The organism is Flavobacteriales bacterium (assembly GCA_026129465.1).
Taxonomy (GTDB): Bacteria; Bacteroidota; Bacteroidia; order Flavobacteriales_F; family PHOS-HE28; genus PHOS-HE28.
In genome coordinates, this window is the sequence record JAHCIA010000001.1 from 248,635 (window position 1) to 263,495 (window position 14,861).

Genomic DNA, 14,861 nt, shown 5'->3' on the forward strand with positions numbered 1-14,861 from the left:
CCGGATCATGGAATGGACAGGTCCGTGCGGAGCTGGTGCTGGACCGCCGGGAAGGGGATGGGGACCACACGGCTGCGCAGGAAAGCGATCACCTCCGCGTCATCCTTGAAATGTCCGCCCATGTCCACGAAGCGCTGGGCGAGCAGGTCGTATCGGTCGCGCAGCAGCAGGATGAACACATCCGTGTAGTTGAGGTTGTCGAACACCACGCTTCGATTCCGAGCGAACTCCTCCCGGTGCTCCCGGAAGAAGCGCGGATGTTCCGTCCAGTGCAGGGTGGGGTCCACATGGTGGCTGATGTGGTAGCCGTCGTTCCAGCACTTGCGGTTGAACTTCACGTTGATGCAGGTGATGCTGTTGCGGTAGGGATTCTCGGGCTCCTCCGGACAGATGAAGGTGTGCTGCACCCAGTTGCCGGCCATGGCCACCAGGCGGAAGGCGATGAAGGGCAGGATGAAGGCCACCACGGTCGCCTGCCAATTGACGAAGCAGAGCGCGGCGCAGAACAGGATGAAGAGCACTTCGCCACGCGCGGCCTGCCAGGCAAGCTTGTCGCGGTTGCGTCCGAAGAGGTAGCGGACCAGGGTGTAGATGCCGGTGAACAGGAAGGTGAAGTAGTAGCGCAGGAAGTCCCTGCCGGAGTCCCGCTGGTAGGGCATGGTGCTGCTCTCATCCGGCTCCAGGTTGTTCTCCACGTGGTGCATGCCGATGTGGTGCGCGCGGTAGGTCTCGGGCGATTGGCCGAAGAAGGGCGCCAGCACCCAGGGCAGGTAGTGGTTCAGCAGGTCATACTTCTTCTTGAAGAAGCGCCGGTGCGTGGTGCAGTGCAGCATCAGGCCGAAGGGGCCCTTGAAGGTGATGTTGTTGATGAAAAGGTAGACCACCGCGATGGTCCACCAGAGCCAGGCTGGCACAAAGGGCATGTAAAGCAGCACCGCCAGCGGGATCAGCGTGAAGGTGACCAGCAGCCCCAGGTAGATGAAGGGCAGGTCGCGCGGATCGTTAAGCAGGCGGACGAAGAAGCGGTCGAGGGTGGTGGTGGCTGGCCGGGAGGTCTCCGGGTCGCTTTGGGTGCTGAAGGTGAGCATATGCGCCCAAGGTGAGGACAAGGTTCGGTCGCCGCAAGGGGGGCGGACTAACAAAAGTTCTATTGCCGGGTATGCGCTGCCCGGGGATCTTGCACCGCAAGAAGAACCCTCGCTCGCATGCCTCCTTCTTCCCGCCGGCATCTGATGTACCCCTTGACCAAGAGGTCTTGTTGGGGCACGATCGCTTTGACCCCCTTGCTTTTGGCAGCCACCCTTGGCCAGGCGCAGACCTTGGAACGCCGCGCCGCCGTTTCCGCAGGTGGCCATGGGGAAGGGTCGGGCGCAAGTCTCGGCTGGACCCTTGGCCAAACGGCCAGTGCCACTTATGAGGCCTCTTCGGAGATGATCACGGCCGGTGTGCAGCAGCCGGACAGGGTGTTCTTGTCCCTGGATATCCGTGTGCTGCTCGATGGTCCCTATCAGCAATCCAACAGCCTGATGAGCGATGGTCTGCGCCTGGCGGGCCTGATCCCCTTCAATGAACCTTACTCGGATCTCGGCTACCAGGGCATTGGCGGGGGAGGAGAGTCCTTCCCCTCCGGGATCCTGGTGCTGGACGGCCCCGATGCCATCGTGGACTGGGTGTGGATCGAATTGCGTGATGCGCTCCATCCCGCCCATGTCGTCTCGGCACGTGCCGCCCTTGTGCAGCGCGATGGTGATGTGGTGGACCGCGATGGCTCCTCCGCGATCGGCATGTCGGCATTGCCCGGAGAATACCATGTGGCCGTGCATCACCGCAACCACCTGCCCGTGATGACCGCCGCACCGGTGGCACTCGGCTGGGCGGTGACCCCGCTGGATCTCTCCACTGGCATGATCGACACCTATGGCCTGGACGCGCAACGCCTGCGCGGTGGCCGCTGGTTGCTCTGGGCGGGTGATGTGACCGGCAACGGCGTGGTGCAATACACCGGCCCCGGCAACGATCGCGACCCCATCCTGCAAGCCATCGGTGGCCTGGTGCCCTCGGCCACCACCTCCGGCTACATGCCCCATGATGTGAATCTGGATGGGACGGTCAAGTACACCGGTCAGGACAACGACCGGGATCCCATTCTTCAAACCATAGGCGGCACGGTGCCCACCAACGTCCGCATGGGCCAGTTGCCCTGAACCCTTCACCTCGCACCTATTCCTCAGTCCGATGAGAATCCCCATCCTGATCGCCACGTTGCTGGTTTCCCTGCTGGCCACCGCACAAGCCCCGCAGGCCTTCGACTTCCAGGGCGTGGCCCGCGACGCTTTCGGCAACGTCAAGTCCTCGGAATCCATCACCCTGCGCATCAGCATCCTCGTGGGATCGCCCGGCGGTGATGTGGCCTACCAGGAACTGCACAGCGTCACCACCAGTCCCTTCGGCTTGTTCAGCATCGCGGTGGGCCAGGGCACACCCACGGAGAGCACTTTCCCGGCCATCGGGTGGGGCGCATCGTCGCATTTCATCCAAGTGGAGATGGATGCTTCGGGTGGCAGCGACTTCCAGAACATGGGCACCACGCAGTTGCTCAGCGTACCCTACGCCTTGCATGCGCGTGCGGTGGATTGTTTCTCGGTATCGCTGCTGGGCGATACGCTGAAGCAGGGGAACGGCTGCTTCGTGATCATCCCGGGCATCAGCGCGGCCAACGGCGGCTGCCAGGATCTGGACGGTGATGGCGTGTACGACAACCCCGGTTGCAGCGATCCCATCGATTGTGACGACAACGACCCCACGGTATACCCCGGCGCGCCTGAGCTTTGCGGCGATGGCAAGGACAACGACTGCGATGGCGAGGTGGACAACAACCCGGACATGGCCGCCCACCTCACCTGGTACCTGGATGCCGATGACGATGGCTATGGCGACCCGGACATCAGCCAAGTGTCGTGCGCACGGCCATCAGGGTATGTGGGCAATGGGGATGATTGCGATGACAGCGATCCGCTGCGCTACCCGGGACAGGGATGCAGTGAGCTCTGCAGCGCCGAGGAGCAAGCCTGGATCGACCAGAACCAGTACAACTATTTGAGGGACTACATCTATATCTGGGCATTGGATCAGTTCAACCAAGCGGACCTGGCTGCATGGATCGCCGAGGGTCAGGTGGATGGCAGCATGCCCATTTCGCTGGATTGCCACCAATGCGCACAGCAGTTCGTTGAGTGTGTGGGTCTTCAAAGTTGCCTCGTCGTCTGTCTGCAGAGTCCCGAAGCGTGCTATCAGTGCTTCTTCGACAATACGCCCTGCCTGCAAGGCTTCATCAATTGCACGGGACTCACGGACGCGGACGGGGATGGCTATGTCTCAGGCTCAGACTGCGATGATGCGGACCCTTCGGTGACCATAGGTGCGACCTGGTACAGGGACCTGGACGGTGATGGCTATGGCGACCACACCAACACCGTCGTTGGCTGCACGCAACCCGCGGGCTTCGTCGACAACCCATACGACTGCGACGACACCGATCCCGAGGTGTACTTCGAGCAGGGATGCCCGGGTATCGAGTGCGGCTTCGCATACGGGCAGCAGTGGGGGGCGTGTGGGAACAGCCCTTGCGTGAACGGCTACTGCCAACCCTGTGCGGATCTGGATGGCGATGGTTGGACCAATTGCGACGGCGACTGCGACGACAACAACCCTGATGTGTACCCCGGAGCCACGGAGCAGTGCAACGGCATCGACGACAACTGCGATGGCCAGATCGATGAGGGCGCTTGCCAAGGGTCCGAGTTCTGCTCACCGGAGGACGCGACCTACATCGGGAACGACCAAGTGGCCTTCCTGAATGCCGTGTATGCGCGATCCCAGGTGAACCAGAGCTTCTGCATCAACAACCCGCCTTACGCACAATGCCAGATCGAAAACCTGGCCGCCATATTCCCAACAGGTACACTGGGCGTGAGCGATGCATGCCAGGAGTGCGCCGTGGAGTACCTGACCTGCTACTACACCTATTGCCATGGCAACAGTTGTCTCGGCGCACTGAATACGGAGTGTGTCTCTTGTCTGACGGACTATGGATGCCTCTCCCAGTTCATCGCTTGCGTGGGACTGGTGGACAATGACGGGGATGGATGGGCGTCAGGCAGCGACTGCAATGATGATGTCGTAGGCATCCATCCCTTCGCTCCAGAGATATGCAACGGCCTGGATGACAACTGCAATGGTCAGGTGGATGAAGGAGCGTCGATGTGGTATCCGGACCTGGACGGTGATGGCTACGGTGTTTTTGACGGTGCCATCGCTTCATGCGATGACCCCGGACCGGGCTATGCTCCATGGGCCGGCGACTGCGACGATGAGGACCCCGAGATCAATCCCGGCGTCCCGGAGCTATGCAACGGCATCGACGATGATTGCGACGGGGAGATCGATGAGAACCCCGTGGACGGCCAGGTGTGGTATCGCGATGCCGATGGCGATGGATACGGCGATATAGGCAGTACTGAGATCGCCTGCTCGATGCCCCCGGGCTACGTGGCCAACAACATCGACTGCGATGACACGAACGCGATGATCAACCCCGCGCGACCGGAGCTTTGCAACGGCATCGACGACAACTGCGATGGCCAGATCGATGAGGGCGCATGTGCCAACTGTACCGATGGCATCAAGAACGGGACGGAGACGGATGTGGACTGCGGTGGTCCGGATTGCCCGCCATGCGCGCAGGGACAGGGTTGCGATCTGAACAACGATTGTGGACCAGGTCTGGTGTGCCAGGGTGGGACCTGCCTGCCGGAATGCCCGGATGCGGACGGCGATGGTTGGACCACCTGTGCCGGTGACTGCGACGACAACAACCCCAACGTGTATCCCGGAGCTTTCGAGATCTGCAACGGCATCGACGACAACTGCGATGGCCAGATCGATGAGGGCGCATGTGCCAACTGTACCGATGGCATCAAGAACGGGGCGGAGACGGATGTGGATTGCGGTGGTCCGGATTGCCCGCCATGCGCGCAGGGACAGGGCTGTGATCTGAACAACGATTGTGGACCAGGTCTGGTGTGCCAGGGTGGGACCTGCCAGCCGGAATGCCCGGATGCGGACGGCGATGGTTGGACCACCTGTGCCGGTGACTGCGACGACAACAACCCCAACGTGTATCCCGGAGCTTTCGAGTTCTGCAACGGCATCGACGACAACTGCGATGGCCAGATCGATGAGGGCGCATGTGCCAACTGTACCGATGGCATCAAGAACGGGACGGAGACGGATGTGGACTGCGGTGGTCCGGATTGCCCGCCATGCGCGCAGGGACAGGGTTGCGATCTGAACAGCGATTGTGGCCCGGGACTCATTTGCGAGAATGGTGTTTGTGTGCCGCTCTGACCCGATGCCGATGGCTGGACCCATTGTGCTGGCGATCGCGACGATCCCGGCCCCGCCGTGTATCCCGGCGCTCGGAGATCAACGACGATTTCGACGACAGTTGGAAGGGCATCGTCGATGAGGATCGCATCGCTGGGTACGACCAGGTCGGTCATCACAGCCTGCGGTAGCTGCGGTTCCAGGGGGCTTGAATATCGGCGCTTTTCAGGCTCCGGACCTCATGCGGCAACTTCCGCCTGCAACGATCGCAACACCATCGGCATAAGCCGGTAGGGCACCGCTCCGGATGTTCCTTGGTCCACGGTTCCGGCCAGGTAGATGTCCAGTTCCGGACAGTGGAACAGCCACGAGCCCGTGCTGCCGGTATGGCCGATCAGCGCGGGTATATGGCGGAAAGGCGGCAACCAGCGCGGGATCTGGAAGCGCTTGATGCCAAGCCCATATTCGATGGGCCAGCTGGGATTGCGCAGTGCGGCCATGTCCGTAGGCAGGCCGAAACGGTTGAAGGTGCCGGTCATCAGCGCGTAGGTGTCCGGCCTGCGGAAGGCCTTGCCCTGCACGATGCCGCGCATGAAACGGATCAGGTCGGGCCCGGTGCTGTACATGCTGTGGATGCTCTTGATCAGCTTGGGGATGGGCAACGGTCCCGGCCCGAACCACAGGTCGCCAGGTGGGGGCGTGGGTTCCAGCGGATCGTGCCAGCCGGACAGCCAGGTGTGGCGCATGCCCAGCGGTGCGAAAAGCCGTTCGCGGAAAGCATCGTGCAGGGGCTTGCCGGTACGCGCCTCGATGATGGCGTTCAGCAGCATGTAGTTGGTGCTGCAGTAGCGGATGCGCTGGCCTCCCTGCCCGATCGGACGCGGCGCGAAGTGTGGGGTCATGCGGCGCACACGGTCCATGGCATCGTGCAACGGCAGCTCGCGGTCGCCGCTGGACTTCAACTCCTCCACCAAGGCCTTGCCTCCCTTGGGCTTGTCTTCCAGCCAATCCGCCAGTCCGCTGCCATGACCCAACAGGTGGCGAAGGGTGATGGACGGCACATGGTCCGCGCCCTTCAAGGTGTGGATGCCCTGCACCACGTCCTGCGGCAGGTGGTCCACCAGCTTGTCGTCAATGCTCAACAGCCCCTCCTCGTGCAGCTGCATCACCACCGTGGCGGTCATCGTCTTGTCGATGCTGGCGATGAACCACGGCACGTCCGTCGTCATGGGCCGCCCACTGGCATCGGCCACGCCGGCTGCGCCGCTGAAGAGCACGGTGCCATCGCCGCGCTGGATCTCCATGATGGCGTGCGGGTGGGATCTGTTGGCGGCGAGGCGATCGAGTAATTGCTGAAAGGATGATCTGGGACCAGGCATGTCGTCCAAGGTAGGACGCGCACAACAGGGTGCTCTGTTATGCTGGTGTCGACACTTCTCGCCAGCCAAGCGTCAGCACCCGAGCCCAACAGACCGACTACTTCAGCAGGAACTCCCGCATGAACGCCACCATCGCATAGAACTGGAAGTCCTGGTTGCCCTTCTTCCGGAAGCCGTGGCCTTCGTCGTTGGCCATGAGGAACCACACGTTGCCACCATTGGCCTGGATGCGCTCCTTCATCTGCACGGCCTCGCTGGCGGGCACGCGCGGATCGTTGCCCCCTTGTATGATGAAGAGCGGCTTGGTGATGCGCTCCACATGGTTCAGCGGGGAGATGCTCTCCAGGAAGGCGGCCATCTTCGGATCGCGTTCGTCGCCGTACTCCACGCGGCGCAGGTCGCGGCGGTAATCCTCGGTGTTCTTCAGGAAAGTGACGAAATTGCTGATGCCCACGATGTCGATCGCGCAGCGGATACGATCGGCATAGTGCACGCTTGCGGCCAGCGTCATGTAGCCGCCGTAGCTGCCGCCGGTCACCATCACGCGGTCGGCGTCGAGGTCGGGCTGCGTGGCGATCCAGTCCAGCAGCGCGCCGATGTCCTTCACGCTGTCCTCGCGCTTCATGCCGTTGTCCAGGTCCAGGAAGGTCTTGCCGAAGCCGCTGCTGCCGCGCACATTGGGGTAGACGATGGCCACGCCCAGTTCACTGAGGAAGTAGTTGTTGCGCCCTTGGAAGCCCGGTCTGGACTGACCTTCCGGCCCGCCATGGATGTTGATGATCACGGGCCGCTTGCCGGTGAAGCGATCAGCAGGACGGTACAGGAATCCGGAGATGGTGTGTTTGTCGAAGCTTGGCCAGGTGATCAGCTCCGGTTCGCGCAGCCCGCTGAGGTCCATGCCGCCGCTCTCGCTTTCGGTCCAGCGGACCAGTTGCCGTGTGGTGGTGTCGTACTCATAGGCATCGCTGGAAGAGTCGTAGGTGGTCAGGGTCAGCCCCAGCGCGCGACCATCGGCCGTCCACTCCAGCCCGCCGAGAAGCCCCACGGGCAGGCCTCCCACCGCTACGTAGGTGCGCGTGCCGGTGTCCAGGATGTACAGCTTGCTCAGCCCGTTCTCGTTGGTGGTGAAGGCGAGTCGGCGGCCGTCCTTGCTCAGATCGGTGCCGGCCACATCCCAGGGAATGTCCGGCGTGAGCACGGTGAGCTTCTTCGTGCCCAGGTCGTAATGGCATAGCCGGTTGAATTCGCTGCCGCTATTGCTGGTGAGGAAGATGCCCTTGCCGTCGGCGGTGAAGCGCAATGGCCGGTAGGTGGTGCGCTCATCCTTGCGGGGCAGGATGCGGGTGCGTATGCCCGTCTTCAGGTCCACCAAATGCACCCGGCTCTCATTGACCGAGAGGTACTCGCCGATCAACAATTGCGTGTCGTCCGGGCTCCAGTCCACCACGCCCCAGCCGCCACCGCTGTTCTCGCTCACCACCTTGTCCGTGGCGGGTTCCAGCGGGTCCATCACGCGGATGTCGCGGTCCTTGCCATTGCGCATGGTGCTGCCATAGGCGATGCGCCTGCCATCGCGGCTCCACACCATGCCGCCATTCTACGAGCGGCCGCCATCGGTGAGCATGGTGCTCTTTCCGCTGGCCACCTCGAAGCGGTGGATCTGCCCGAACTCGTTGCCGCCCTGGTCCTTGGTGAAGAGAAAGTAGCGGCCTTCGTTGGGCTCGTAGGTGGCACTGCCCACGGGCTCGGCGAAGAAGGTGATCTGGGTACGCGCACCACCGGGCATCTTCACCAGGTGCAGCTGGTTGCTGTTGCCGAAGCGCGTGCTGACAAGCATCTCACGGCGCTGCGGATGCCACGCTGTGAAGCTGGCGCTGCGGCCCTCGCTGTAGCGCCGCACCTCCTCGGCCAATTCGGCGGGCAGCGGTGGAATGCCTTCCACCACCAGGTTGTCGGTGACGGGGATGGTGGCCTGCTGGGCGAGGAGGGAGAGTGGCAGGAAGAACGCGGAGAGTAAGGTTTGACGCATGGGGTTCGAATGGGGAGCACGAAGCTATCCAACGCCATGGGGACCTTCACCCCAGCACGAACCGCTTCGCCACATCCACCACGAACCTGCCCCGCAGGAACTTTCTTCCCAGCAGCACCTGGTACTTCATATCGCTGCGATCGAAGAGCGTGAATTGGGCACGCACCACATGTGGTCCTAGCCTGACCCGCGTGCTGATCAGGTAGCGGCGGCTGGTCTCGCCATTGCTGCTCTTCACGGATACGCGCTTGAACGCCTTGAAGATCTTCGTCCTGCGTTGGCCGCCCATTTGGAAGGTCACCAGCAGTTGTTTCACACCGCCCACGGTGCGCACTTTCAGCCGCTGGTAGTGCAAGGCACTGCGGTAGGCCCCCGTGTCGATCTTGGCCGCCACCCGTGCGATGCCGAGCCCCGGCAGGGCGATGTGCTCCACCCGGCCGATGAGGGTCTGCTCCGCTGGCGCCATGGGGGCAAGTTATCGGGCTGTGGAACAGGGCGATGGGATCCGGGACGCAGGCTTACGAACAGCATGGGGTGGGCGTGGGCGCACGCCAGCGGCTGAAGAACCTCCGCTCGCAGGGCGCTCAGCATCCATGGCCGGTCTCAGGTGGTCAACGCCTTCAGCCAACGCTTCAGCAGCGCGGCATCCACATCGGCAAGGGTGTGCAGCTTGATGTGGCGCATGTTCTTGCCGGTGCCTTCCAGCCGTCCCTCAGGGTCGTCCAACGGGCCGGCCTGGTAGAACCCGAAGGTGACATAGGCCTTGGAGGTCCTCAGGTAGGCGAAGTCCTTCGCCGTGGCGAAGATTGGCCGGCTCCATTTGAACTCCTCCCGTACGCCTTTCACGTGGGTGTGCACCAGCTTGCGCACGGCTTCCATGATGCGGCGCTGTTCTTCGGGTGCTTGGGCGATGTAGCCGGAGATCTGATCGTTCACGCAGACCAAGTTAACGGGATGCCCGGCCTATGGATCCGCATGACGAAGCGCATGTGCGGCCCGGGAGGATCTCCGATCTTCGCACCCAACACGTTCGGACAACAGCACATGACACGCACACTCCCACTCGCCCTGGCGGCCTTCGCCCTCTTCGCCTGCCAGACCGCTTCCCAGGAAGTTTCCGCCCAGCAGGGTGCCACGGCCCAGCCGGCCACGAAGAGCTACGGGGCCAGGATCACCCCTGATGGCGCCATCAGTGCCACGGACTTCGTGAAGGCGATGTCCGCCCAGGAGACGATGACCACCAAGCTCGATTGCGAGATCATCAGCAGCTGCGCCGTGAAAGGCTGCTGGATGGACGTGAAGCTTCCTGATGGCAACCCCATGAAGGTCCGCTTCGTGGACTACGGCTTCTTCGTGCCCAAGCAGGGTCTCGAAGGCAAGCGCGCCATTCTGCAGGGCACCGCCAGCCGCGAGACCTTCGATGTGGCCACCCTGCGCCACTACGCCGAGGACGCCGGCAAGAGCAAGGAGGAGATCGAGAAGATCACCGAACCCAAGCATGTGCTCACCTTCCTCGCCGAGGGTGTTCTCATCACCGAATGATGCTTTCCCATGTGAAGCGATCGAAGCCCGGGGCATGGCTCCGGGCTTCGTGCTTCACGCTGCTGGCCGGCTGCACACCAGCAGGCGACCACGACGCCCGGACGGACACACGATCATCCCAGGAAAACATGGAACGTTTTGCATTGGTCATCCACGGAGGCGCGGGCACCATCTCGCGCGAACAGATGACCCCGGCCCGCGAGAAGGCCTATCGTGATGCGCTGGAGAACGCCCTGCGCCGCGGCCACGCCATCCTCGCCGAAGGCGGCGATGCTCTGGAAGCCGTGCAGGCCGCCGTGATGGCGCTGGAGGACAGCCCGCACTTCAACGCCGGGCGCGGTTCGGTCTTCAACGCCGATGGCCAGCACGAGATGGACGCCAGCCTGATGTGCGGCCGGACACTCCGCGCCGGTGCCGTGGCCAGTGTGCACAACGTGAAGAATCCGATCCTGCTCGCGCGCCGCGTGATGGACAGCAGCGAGCACGTGCTCGTGAGCGGCACGGGCGCCTTCGAGTTCGCGCACAAGCAGAAAGTGCCCTTGGAGGACGACCAGTACTTCTTCGACGAGTTCCGCTACGAGCAGTGGAAGAAGACACGCGGCACGGACCAATACCAGCTGGACCACAGCGACGGCGAGAAGAAGTTCGGCACGGTGGGCGCCGTGGCACTGGACCAGCATGGGCACCTGGCGGCGGCCACCAGCACCGGCGGCATGACCAACAAGAAGTGGCAGCGCATCGGTGACAGCCCCATCATCGGTGCGGGCACCTACGCCAACGATGCCAGCTGCGCGGTGAGCTGCACCGGCCACGGCGAGAGTTTCATCCGCGCAGTCGCCGCCCACGATGTGCATGCCCTCATGGCCTACAAAGGGCTAAGCCTGAAGGAGGCCGTGCGTGTGGTCGTACACGAGAAGCTACCGCCCCTGGACGGCGATGGTGGCCTGATCGCGGTGGACAAGGACGGCATCGTGGTGCTGGACTTCAACTGCACCGGCATGTATCGCGGCCATGTGGGTGCCGACGGGGTGTTCCACACGGCGATCTTCAGGGAATAGCGTCGACCCGCTTCAGTTCCAGAGGTCGTCCAACAACGACTTGCTTTTCTCCTTAAGCTCTTTGCCCTTCTCTTTCAAGGCATCCCCTGAAGCGGCTGCGTCCACCTGTTCCAGAACCCCGGAGACCTTCGTGATGAGGTCTGCGAGCCATGCATCCTGTATGATGCCGACCTTCTTCAGGACCGCGGTCCAATCCTGCTTCTCCATCCGGGAGTACATGTATTGGATCAACAGCTTGCTCAGGAAGTGTTTGTCGTACAGGCCGTTCATGGCTTTTCCGGGCTCTCTTTTCTCAAGGTAACGGATGGACTCTTCGATCGTATTTCTCTCCGCTTTGCCAAGTGACCGGCTGGACTTCAGTCGTTCCAGTGCAGCCATGGCTTCATCGGTCTTCCCCTGGTGCAGGTATAAGTAGGCTTCCACGGACCAGACCATTTCATTGTCCACCCCGGCCTCATGTGCCGTACGCACAATGGCTTCAAAGTCTTCCATGGCGCGTTCCTCATCGATCGTCCTGGTCATGGACGTACGCGAAACGGCCCGCAGCAGGTGGTTGAGCAGCACATGGGCATGGTGCGCGGCTTTCTGGGGAACAATGACCGGATGGGCAACCCTCTCGCCGGTGAACAGGGGTGCCCAGAAAAGTATGGTGGAGGTGAGCGGCAGTTCTTCGTGCGGATGGGCATACAGCCAGTCCAGGTTATCGCTGTATTCCTTCTCTGATAGGTACAATAGCCCTTGATCGAAGAACACGAAGCCGCGGATCATTTGGAGAAAAGCTTTCAGCTCTTCGCCTTCGAGATCCTCCATGTCGCTCTTGGCGCATTCGTACAGCAGCATCTTCTTCGTGAACGTACGGGAGCGGTCCATCAACATGAAGACGCTCATGATGGTATGCTCCATGCTTTGCAGATAATGCCTTGCTTCTGGCTCCAGGGGTGGCCACAACGATACCACGCGCCCATTCAAGATGGTCTCCACGGAGTCCCCCTTCAACATGGCCTGGCCCTCCATTATCGTGGGAAAGTCATCCTCGTCATGGTCACGCAGGAATGCACGCAGATCGAGGTAGGCGGTCAGGAATTCGGTCACATCTTGTAGCGTGAGTTCTTTTTGCGTGTGGTCCTTGGCGGGGACCGCATCCGCGCGACCGTCGAACAGCTCGGGCATGATCCGGTCCATAAGTTCCTTCACCCTGCGGTGTTCCGCGATTGTGGTATCCAACACGGGCATTACCCTGAAGCAGGTCTTCAAGAACTTGTAGTGGTCCAGCACGATCCCATCCAGGGCGCGTTCCAGCTTGATACGATCACGCTGCAGCATTTCAGCGTCGGACGGTTCCTTGCGGCCGCATCCAACTGCAAGCAATATGGTGGTAGCAAGCAGTAGGGAGCAACGCAGCGCGGTCGTCATGCCGCGAACGTAGATTGCGGTCAGGTTCGACCGTTGCGCATTGGTCGATCCCTGCGCCAAGCAGGATAAACGCTCACACCTCCCTCGGGTCATGCGCCGGTGGCATCCCCGCGGGCCGCTTCCGACCGATGAACGGCAGGTTGTAACGCTGCTCCTCCGGATAGTCGATGTCCTCACCAAGCAGGTAGCCGTAAGGTTGCAGACCGGGGATGGCGTCGCATACGATCTTCAGCATGCCCATCAAGGGAATGGCCACCACCATGCCCACCACGCCCCATAGCATGCCGAAACCCAGCAGCGCCAGGATGCTCGCCAGGGGATTGATGCTCACACTGCTGCCCACCACCTTGGGGGTGATCAGGTTGTTCTCCAGGAACTGCGTGAACAGGCACACCCCGAGCGCGCCGATGGCATAACCGATGTGGTCCTTGGTAAGCAGCGCGATGAGGATCGGGAAAAGGCTGCCGATGAGGACGCCGATGTATGGGATGATGTTGAGGAATCCCGCGAGGAAGCCCAGCAGGATGGCGTACTTCAGGTCCAGCAGCAGAAAACCGATGCTGTTGAGGACGCCCAGGATGAGGATGACGATGAGGACCCCGCGGATGTACTTCCGGGAGAGCTTGGAGATGCGCACCATCACCTCCAGCACCAGCCCGTTGCTCTTGTGCCCCACCTGCTTGAAGAAGATGCGGAACTTGTCCTTCAGGAGCAGCAGGAGGAACACGAAGATGGGGATGGGCACGATGAAGGCCAGGGCCGCGCCGGTGCTGGAGAAGACCTTCACCAGGGTCTTGCCGCCATACTCCGCCAGTTCGTTCACATGGTCGTTGAACCAGCGCACCTGCTCGCGCTGGTCGATGTGGGTGTGGGCCTCGATCCACCCGAGCACCCCGAAACCCTTCTCGATGAACCGCTCCTGCAATGCCGGGATGTCCTTGCCGAAACGCGAGAGCTGCCAGCCCAGAAAGAAGAAGGCACCCATCACAATGGCGAGCAGGAACAGCGTGGCGGCGAGGGCGCCCAGCCAGCGCGGCGCGCCGAGCTTCTCCACATGGCGCGCCATAGGCAACAGCATGAAGGCGAAGAGCGCCGATATCAGCGACAGGATGATGAGGTCGCGGCCGAAGTGGAGCACCGTTACGGTGAGCACCACCGCGAAGAGCACATGCACGTATCTCCCCAGGGCGTCGGTGGTGTTCATGCCTGCTCGTCGCCGGATCCCTGGTGCGCCCTGCGGCGCTCGCGCACGTGTTCCTTCACGCGCTCCCAGGATCGATCGAGCTCCGAAAGTACATGTCCGGCCTTGCCCTCCTCGAACCACCGTTCCCACAGGAGGGGGATCGCGGCGCTGAGCCCGGCGGCGACCGCTTGCCGCAGGGGGCCTTTGCCCGGCCCGCCCAAGGCCGCGCCCACGGCGGCCCCCAATACGCCCGGTGCGGCACCTTCGGCGGCATCGCGCGCCGTGCGCCAGGTGAACAGGGACCGCAGCACGCCCTTCACCGCACCGCCGACCAAGGCCTGGCGGATGGCGGGTTCGCGCAGGGCGGTCCAATGCTCCTCCATGGCGCGGGCATGGGCATCGCGTCCGGCGCGCAGGCGTTCGCGGTGCGCGCGCACCTGGGCCATGGAGGTGAATCGTTCAGCCATGACCATGCATCGCGTTGATGAAAGTGAGCACCACCCTGTCCCGTAGACCGGCCTTCCACAGCACAATGAAGAGCAGGCCAAGCAACAGGTAGAGGCCGCCCACGCAGAGGAAACCCCATCCCGTGGCGCCCAACAGACCACCCAGCCACAGGGCCAGGGCAGTGCTTGCCATGAGGAAGGCCGCGCTGAGGAAGAAGAAGATCACCAGGAAGGCGATGACCATGCCCGCCAAACGCCCGGCCTTTTCGCTGGCCGCGAGGGTGGTCAGTTCGCGTTGGGCCTCGAACCAGGCCTTGGCGTCATCCAGCACGGCCTCGGCGAAAAGACCGAGATCGGGCCGCCCGGTCTCCGGGTCCAAGTAGCGTTCGTCGTCCATGGTGGGATCGGTGCGATGGATCCCTGGAC

At 62.4% G+C, this 14,861-nt stretch carries 14 protein-coding genes; 4 read left to right on the plus strand and 10 right to left on the minus strand.

Features of this window, described 5'->3' with window-relative positions:
• Window positions 1–5: 5 nt before the first annotated feature.
• Complete coding sequence (locus KIT10_00985; GenBank protein ID MCW5897815.1) at window positions 6–1,088, minus strand: fatty acid desaturase; 1,083 nt, start codon at window positions 1,086–1,088, stop codon at window positions 6–8.
• A gap of 201 nt (window positions 1,089–1,289) precedes the next feature.
• Between KIT10_00985 and KIT10_00990 the strand changes: the two genes are divergently transcribed.
• Entirely contained in the window at window positions 1,290–2,204 is a 915-nt protein-coding gene (locus KIT10_00990) for a hypothetical protein (protein ID MCW5897816.1), read from the plus strand.
• A gap of 31 nt (window positions 2,205–2,235) precedes the next feature.
• Entirely contained in the window at window positions 2,236–5,406 is a 3,171-nt protein-coding gene (locus KIT10_00995) for a putative metal-binding motif-containing protein (GenBank protein MCW5897817.1), read from the plus strand.
• A gap of 218 nt (window positions 5,407–5,624) precedes the next feature.
• Here KIT10_00995 and KIT10_01000 read toward each other — a convergent pair whose 3' ends face one another.
• The 5 genes from KIT10_01000 to KIT10_01020 all read right to left on the minus strand — a co-directional run bounded on the left by KIT10_01000 (window position 5,625) and on the right by KIT10_01020 (window position 9,729).
• Entirely contained in the window at window positions 5,625–6,764 is a 1,140-nt protein-coding gene (locus KIT10_01000; protein ID MCW5897818.1) for a beta-lactamase family protein, read from the minus strand.
• 97 nt (window positions 6,765–6,861) lie between these two features.
• Entirely contained in the window at window positions 6,862–8,352 is a 1,491-nt protein-coding gene (locus KIT10_01005) for a S9 family peptidase (protein MCW5897819.1), read from the minus strand.
• 9 nt (window positions 8,353–8,361) lie between these two features.
• On the minus strand, window positions 8,362–8,793 hold the full coding sequence (locus KIT10_01010) for a hypothetical protein (protein ID MCW5897820.1): 432 nt from the start codon (window positions 8,791–8,793) through the stop codon (window positions 8,362–8,364).
• 46 nt (window positions 8,794–8,839) lie between these two features.
• Window positions 8,840–9,259 carry a RimK/LysX family protein gene (locus KIT10_01015; protein MCW5897821.1) on the minus strand — a complete coding sequence of 140 codons (420 nt, stop codon included), beginning with the start codon at window positions 9,257–9,259 and terminating at the stop codon, window positions 8,840–8,842.
• Window positions 9,260–9,396: 137 nt separating this feature from the next.
• Window positions 9,397–9,729, minus strand: coding sequence for a DUF1801 domain-containing protein (locus tag KIT10_01020; protein ID MCW5897822.1), 333 nt, complete (start codon window positions 9,727–9,729; stop codon window positions 9,397–9,399).
• A 108-nt stretch (window positions 9,730–9,837) separates the two neighbouring features.
• On the opposite strand from KIT10_01020, the gene KIT10_01025 reads away from it, so the two are divergent.
• Window positions 9,838–10,335 carry a DUF4920 domain-containing protein gene (locus KIT10_01025; protein ID MCW5897823.1) on the plus strand — a complete coding sequence of 166 codons (498 nt, stop codon included), beginning with the start codon at window positions 9,838–9,840 and terminating at the stop codon, window positions 10,333–10,335.
• A 128-nt stretch (window positions 10,336–10,463) separates the two neighbouring features.
• Window positions 10,464–11,393: an isoaspartyl peptidase/L-asparaginase gene (locus KIT10_01030; GenBank protein MCW5897824.1), complete on the plus strand. Its 930-nt coding sequence runs from the start codon at window positions 10,464–10,466 to the stop codon at window positions 11,391–11,393.
• A gap of 12 nt (window positions 11,394–11,405) precedes the next feature.
• On the opposite strand, the gene KIT10_01035 is transcribed toward KIT10_01030, so the two are convergent.
• The 4 genes from KIT10_01035 to KIT10_01050 form a co-directional block, all read right to left on the minus strand.
• The gene (locus KIT10_01035) at window positions 11,406–12,806 is read right to left on the minus strand and encodes a hypothetical protein (protein MCW5897825.1); all 1,401 of its coding nucleotides are present in this window, start codon (window positions 12,804–12,806) and stop codon (window positions 11,406–11,408) included.
• A 73-nt stretch (window positions 12,807–12,879) separates the two neighbouring features.
• Window positions 12,880–14,010, minus strand: a complete 1,131-nt coding sequence (locus tag KIT10_01040; protein MCW5897826.1) for an AI-2E family transporter — start codon at window positions 14,008–14,010, stop codon at window positions 12,880–12,882.
• The gene (locus tag KIT10_01045) at window positions 14,007–14,456 is read right to left on the minus strand and encodes a hypothetical protein (protein ID MCW5897827.1); all 450 of its coding nucleotides are present in this window, start codon (window positions 14,454–14,456) and stop codon (window positions 14,007–14,009) included. The genes KIT10_01040 and KIT10_01045 overlap by 4 nt, the downstream gene beginning before the upstream one ends.
• Window positions 14,449–14,832, minus strand: a complete 384-nt coding sequence (locus KIT10_01050; protein MCW5897828.1) for a hypothetical protein — start codon at window positions 14,830–14,832, stop codon at window positions 14,449–14,451. The genes KIT10_01045 and KIT10_01050 overlap by 8 nt, the downstream gene beginning before the upstream one ends.
• Window positions 14,833–14,861: the final 29 nt, after the last annotated feature.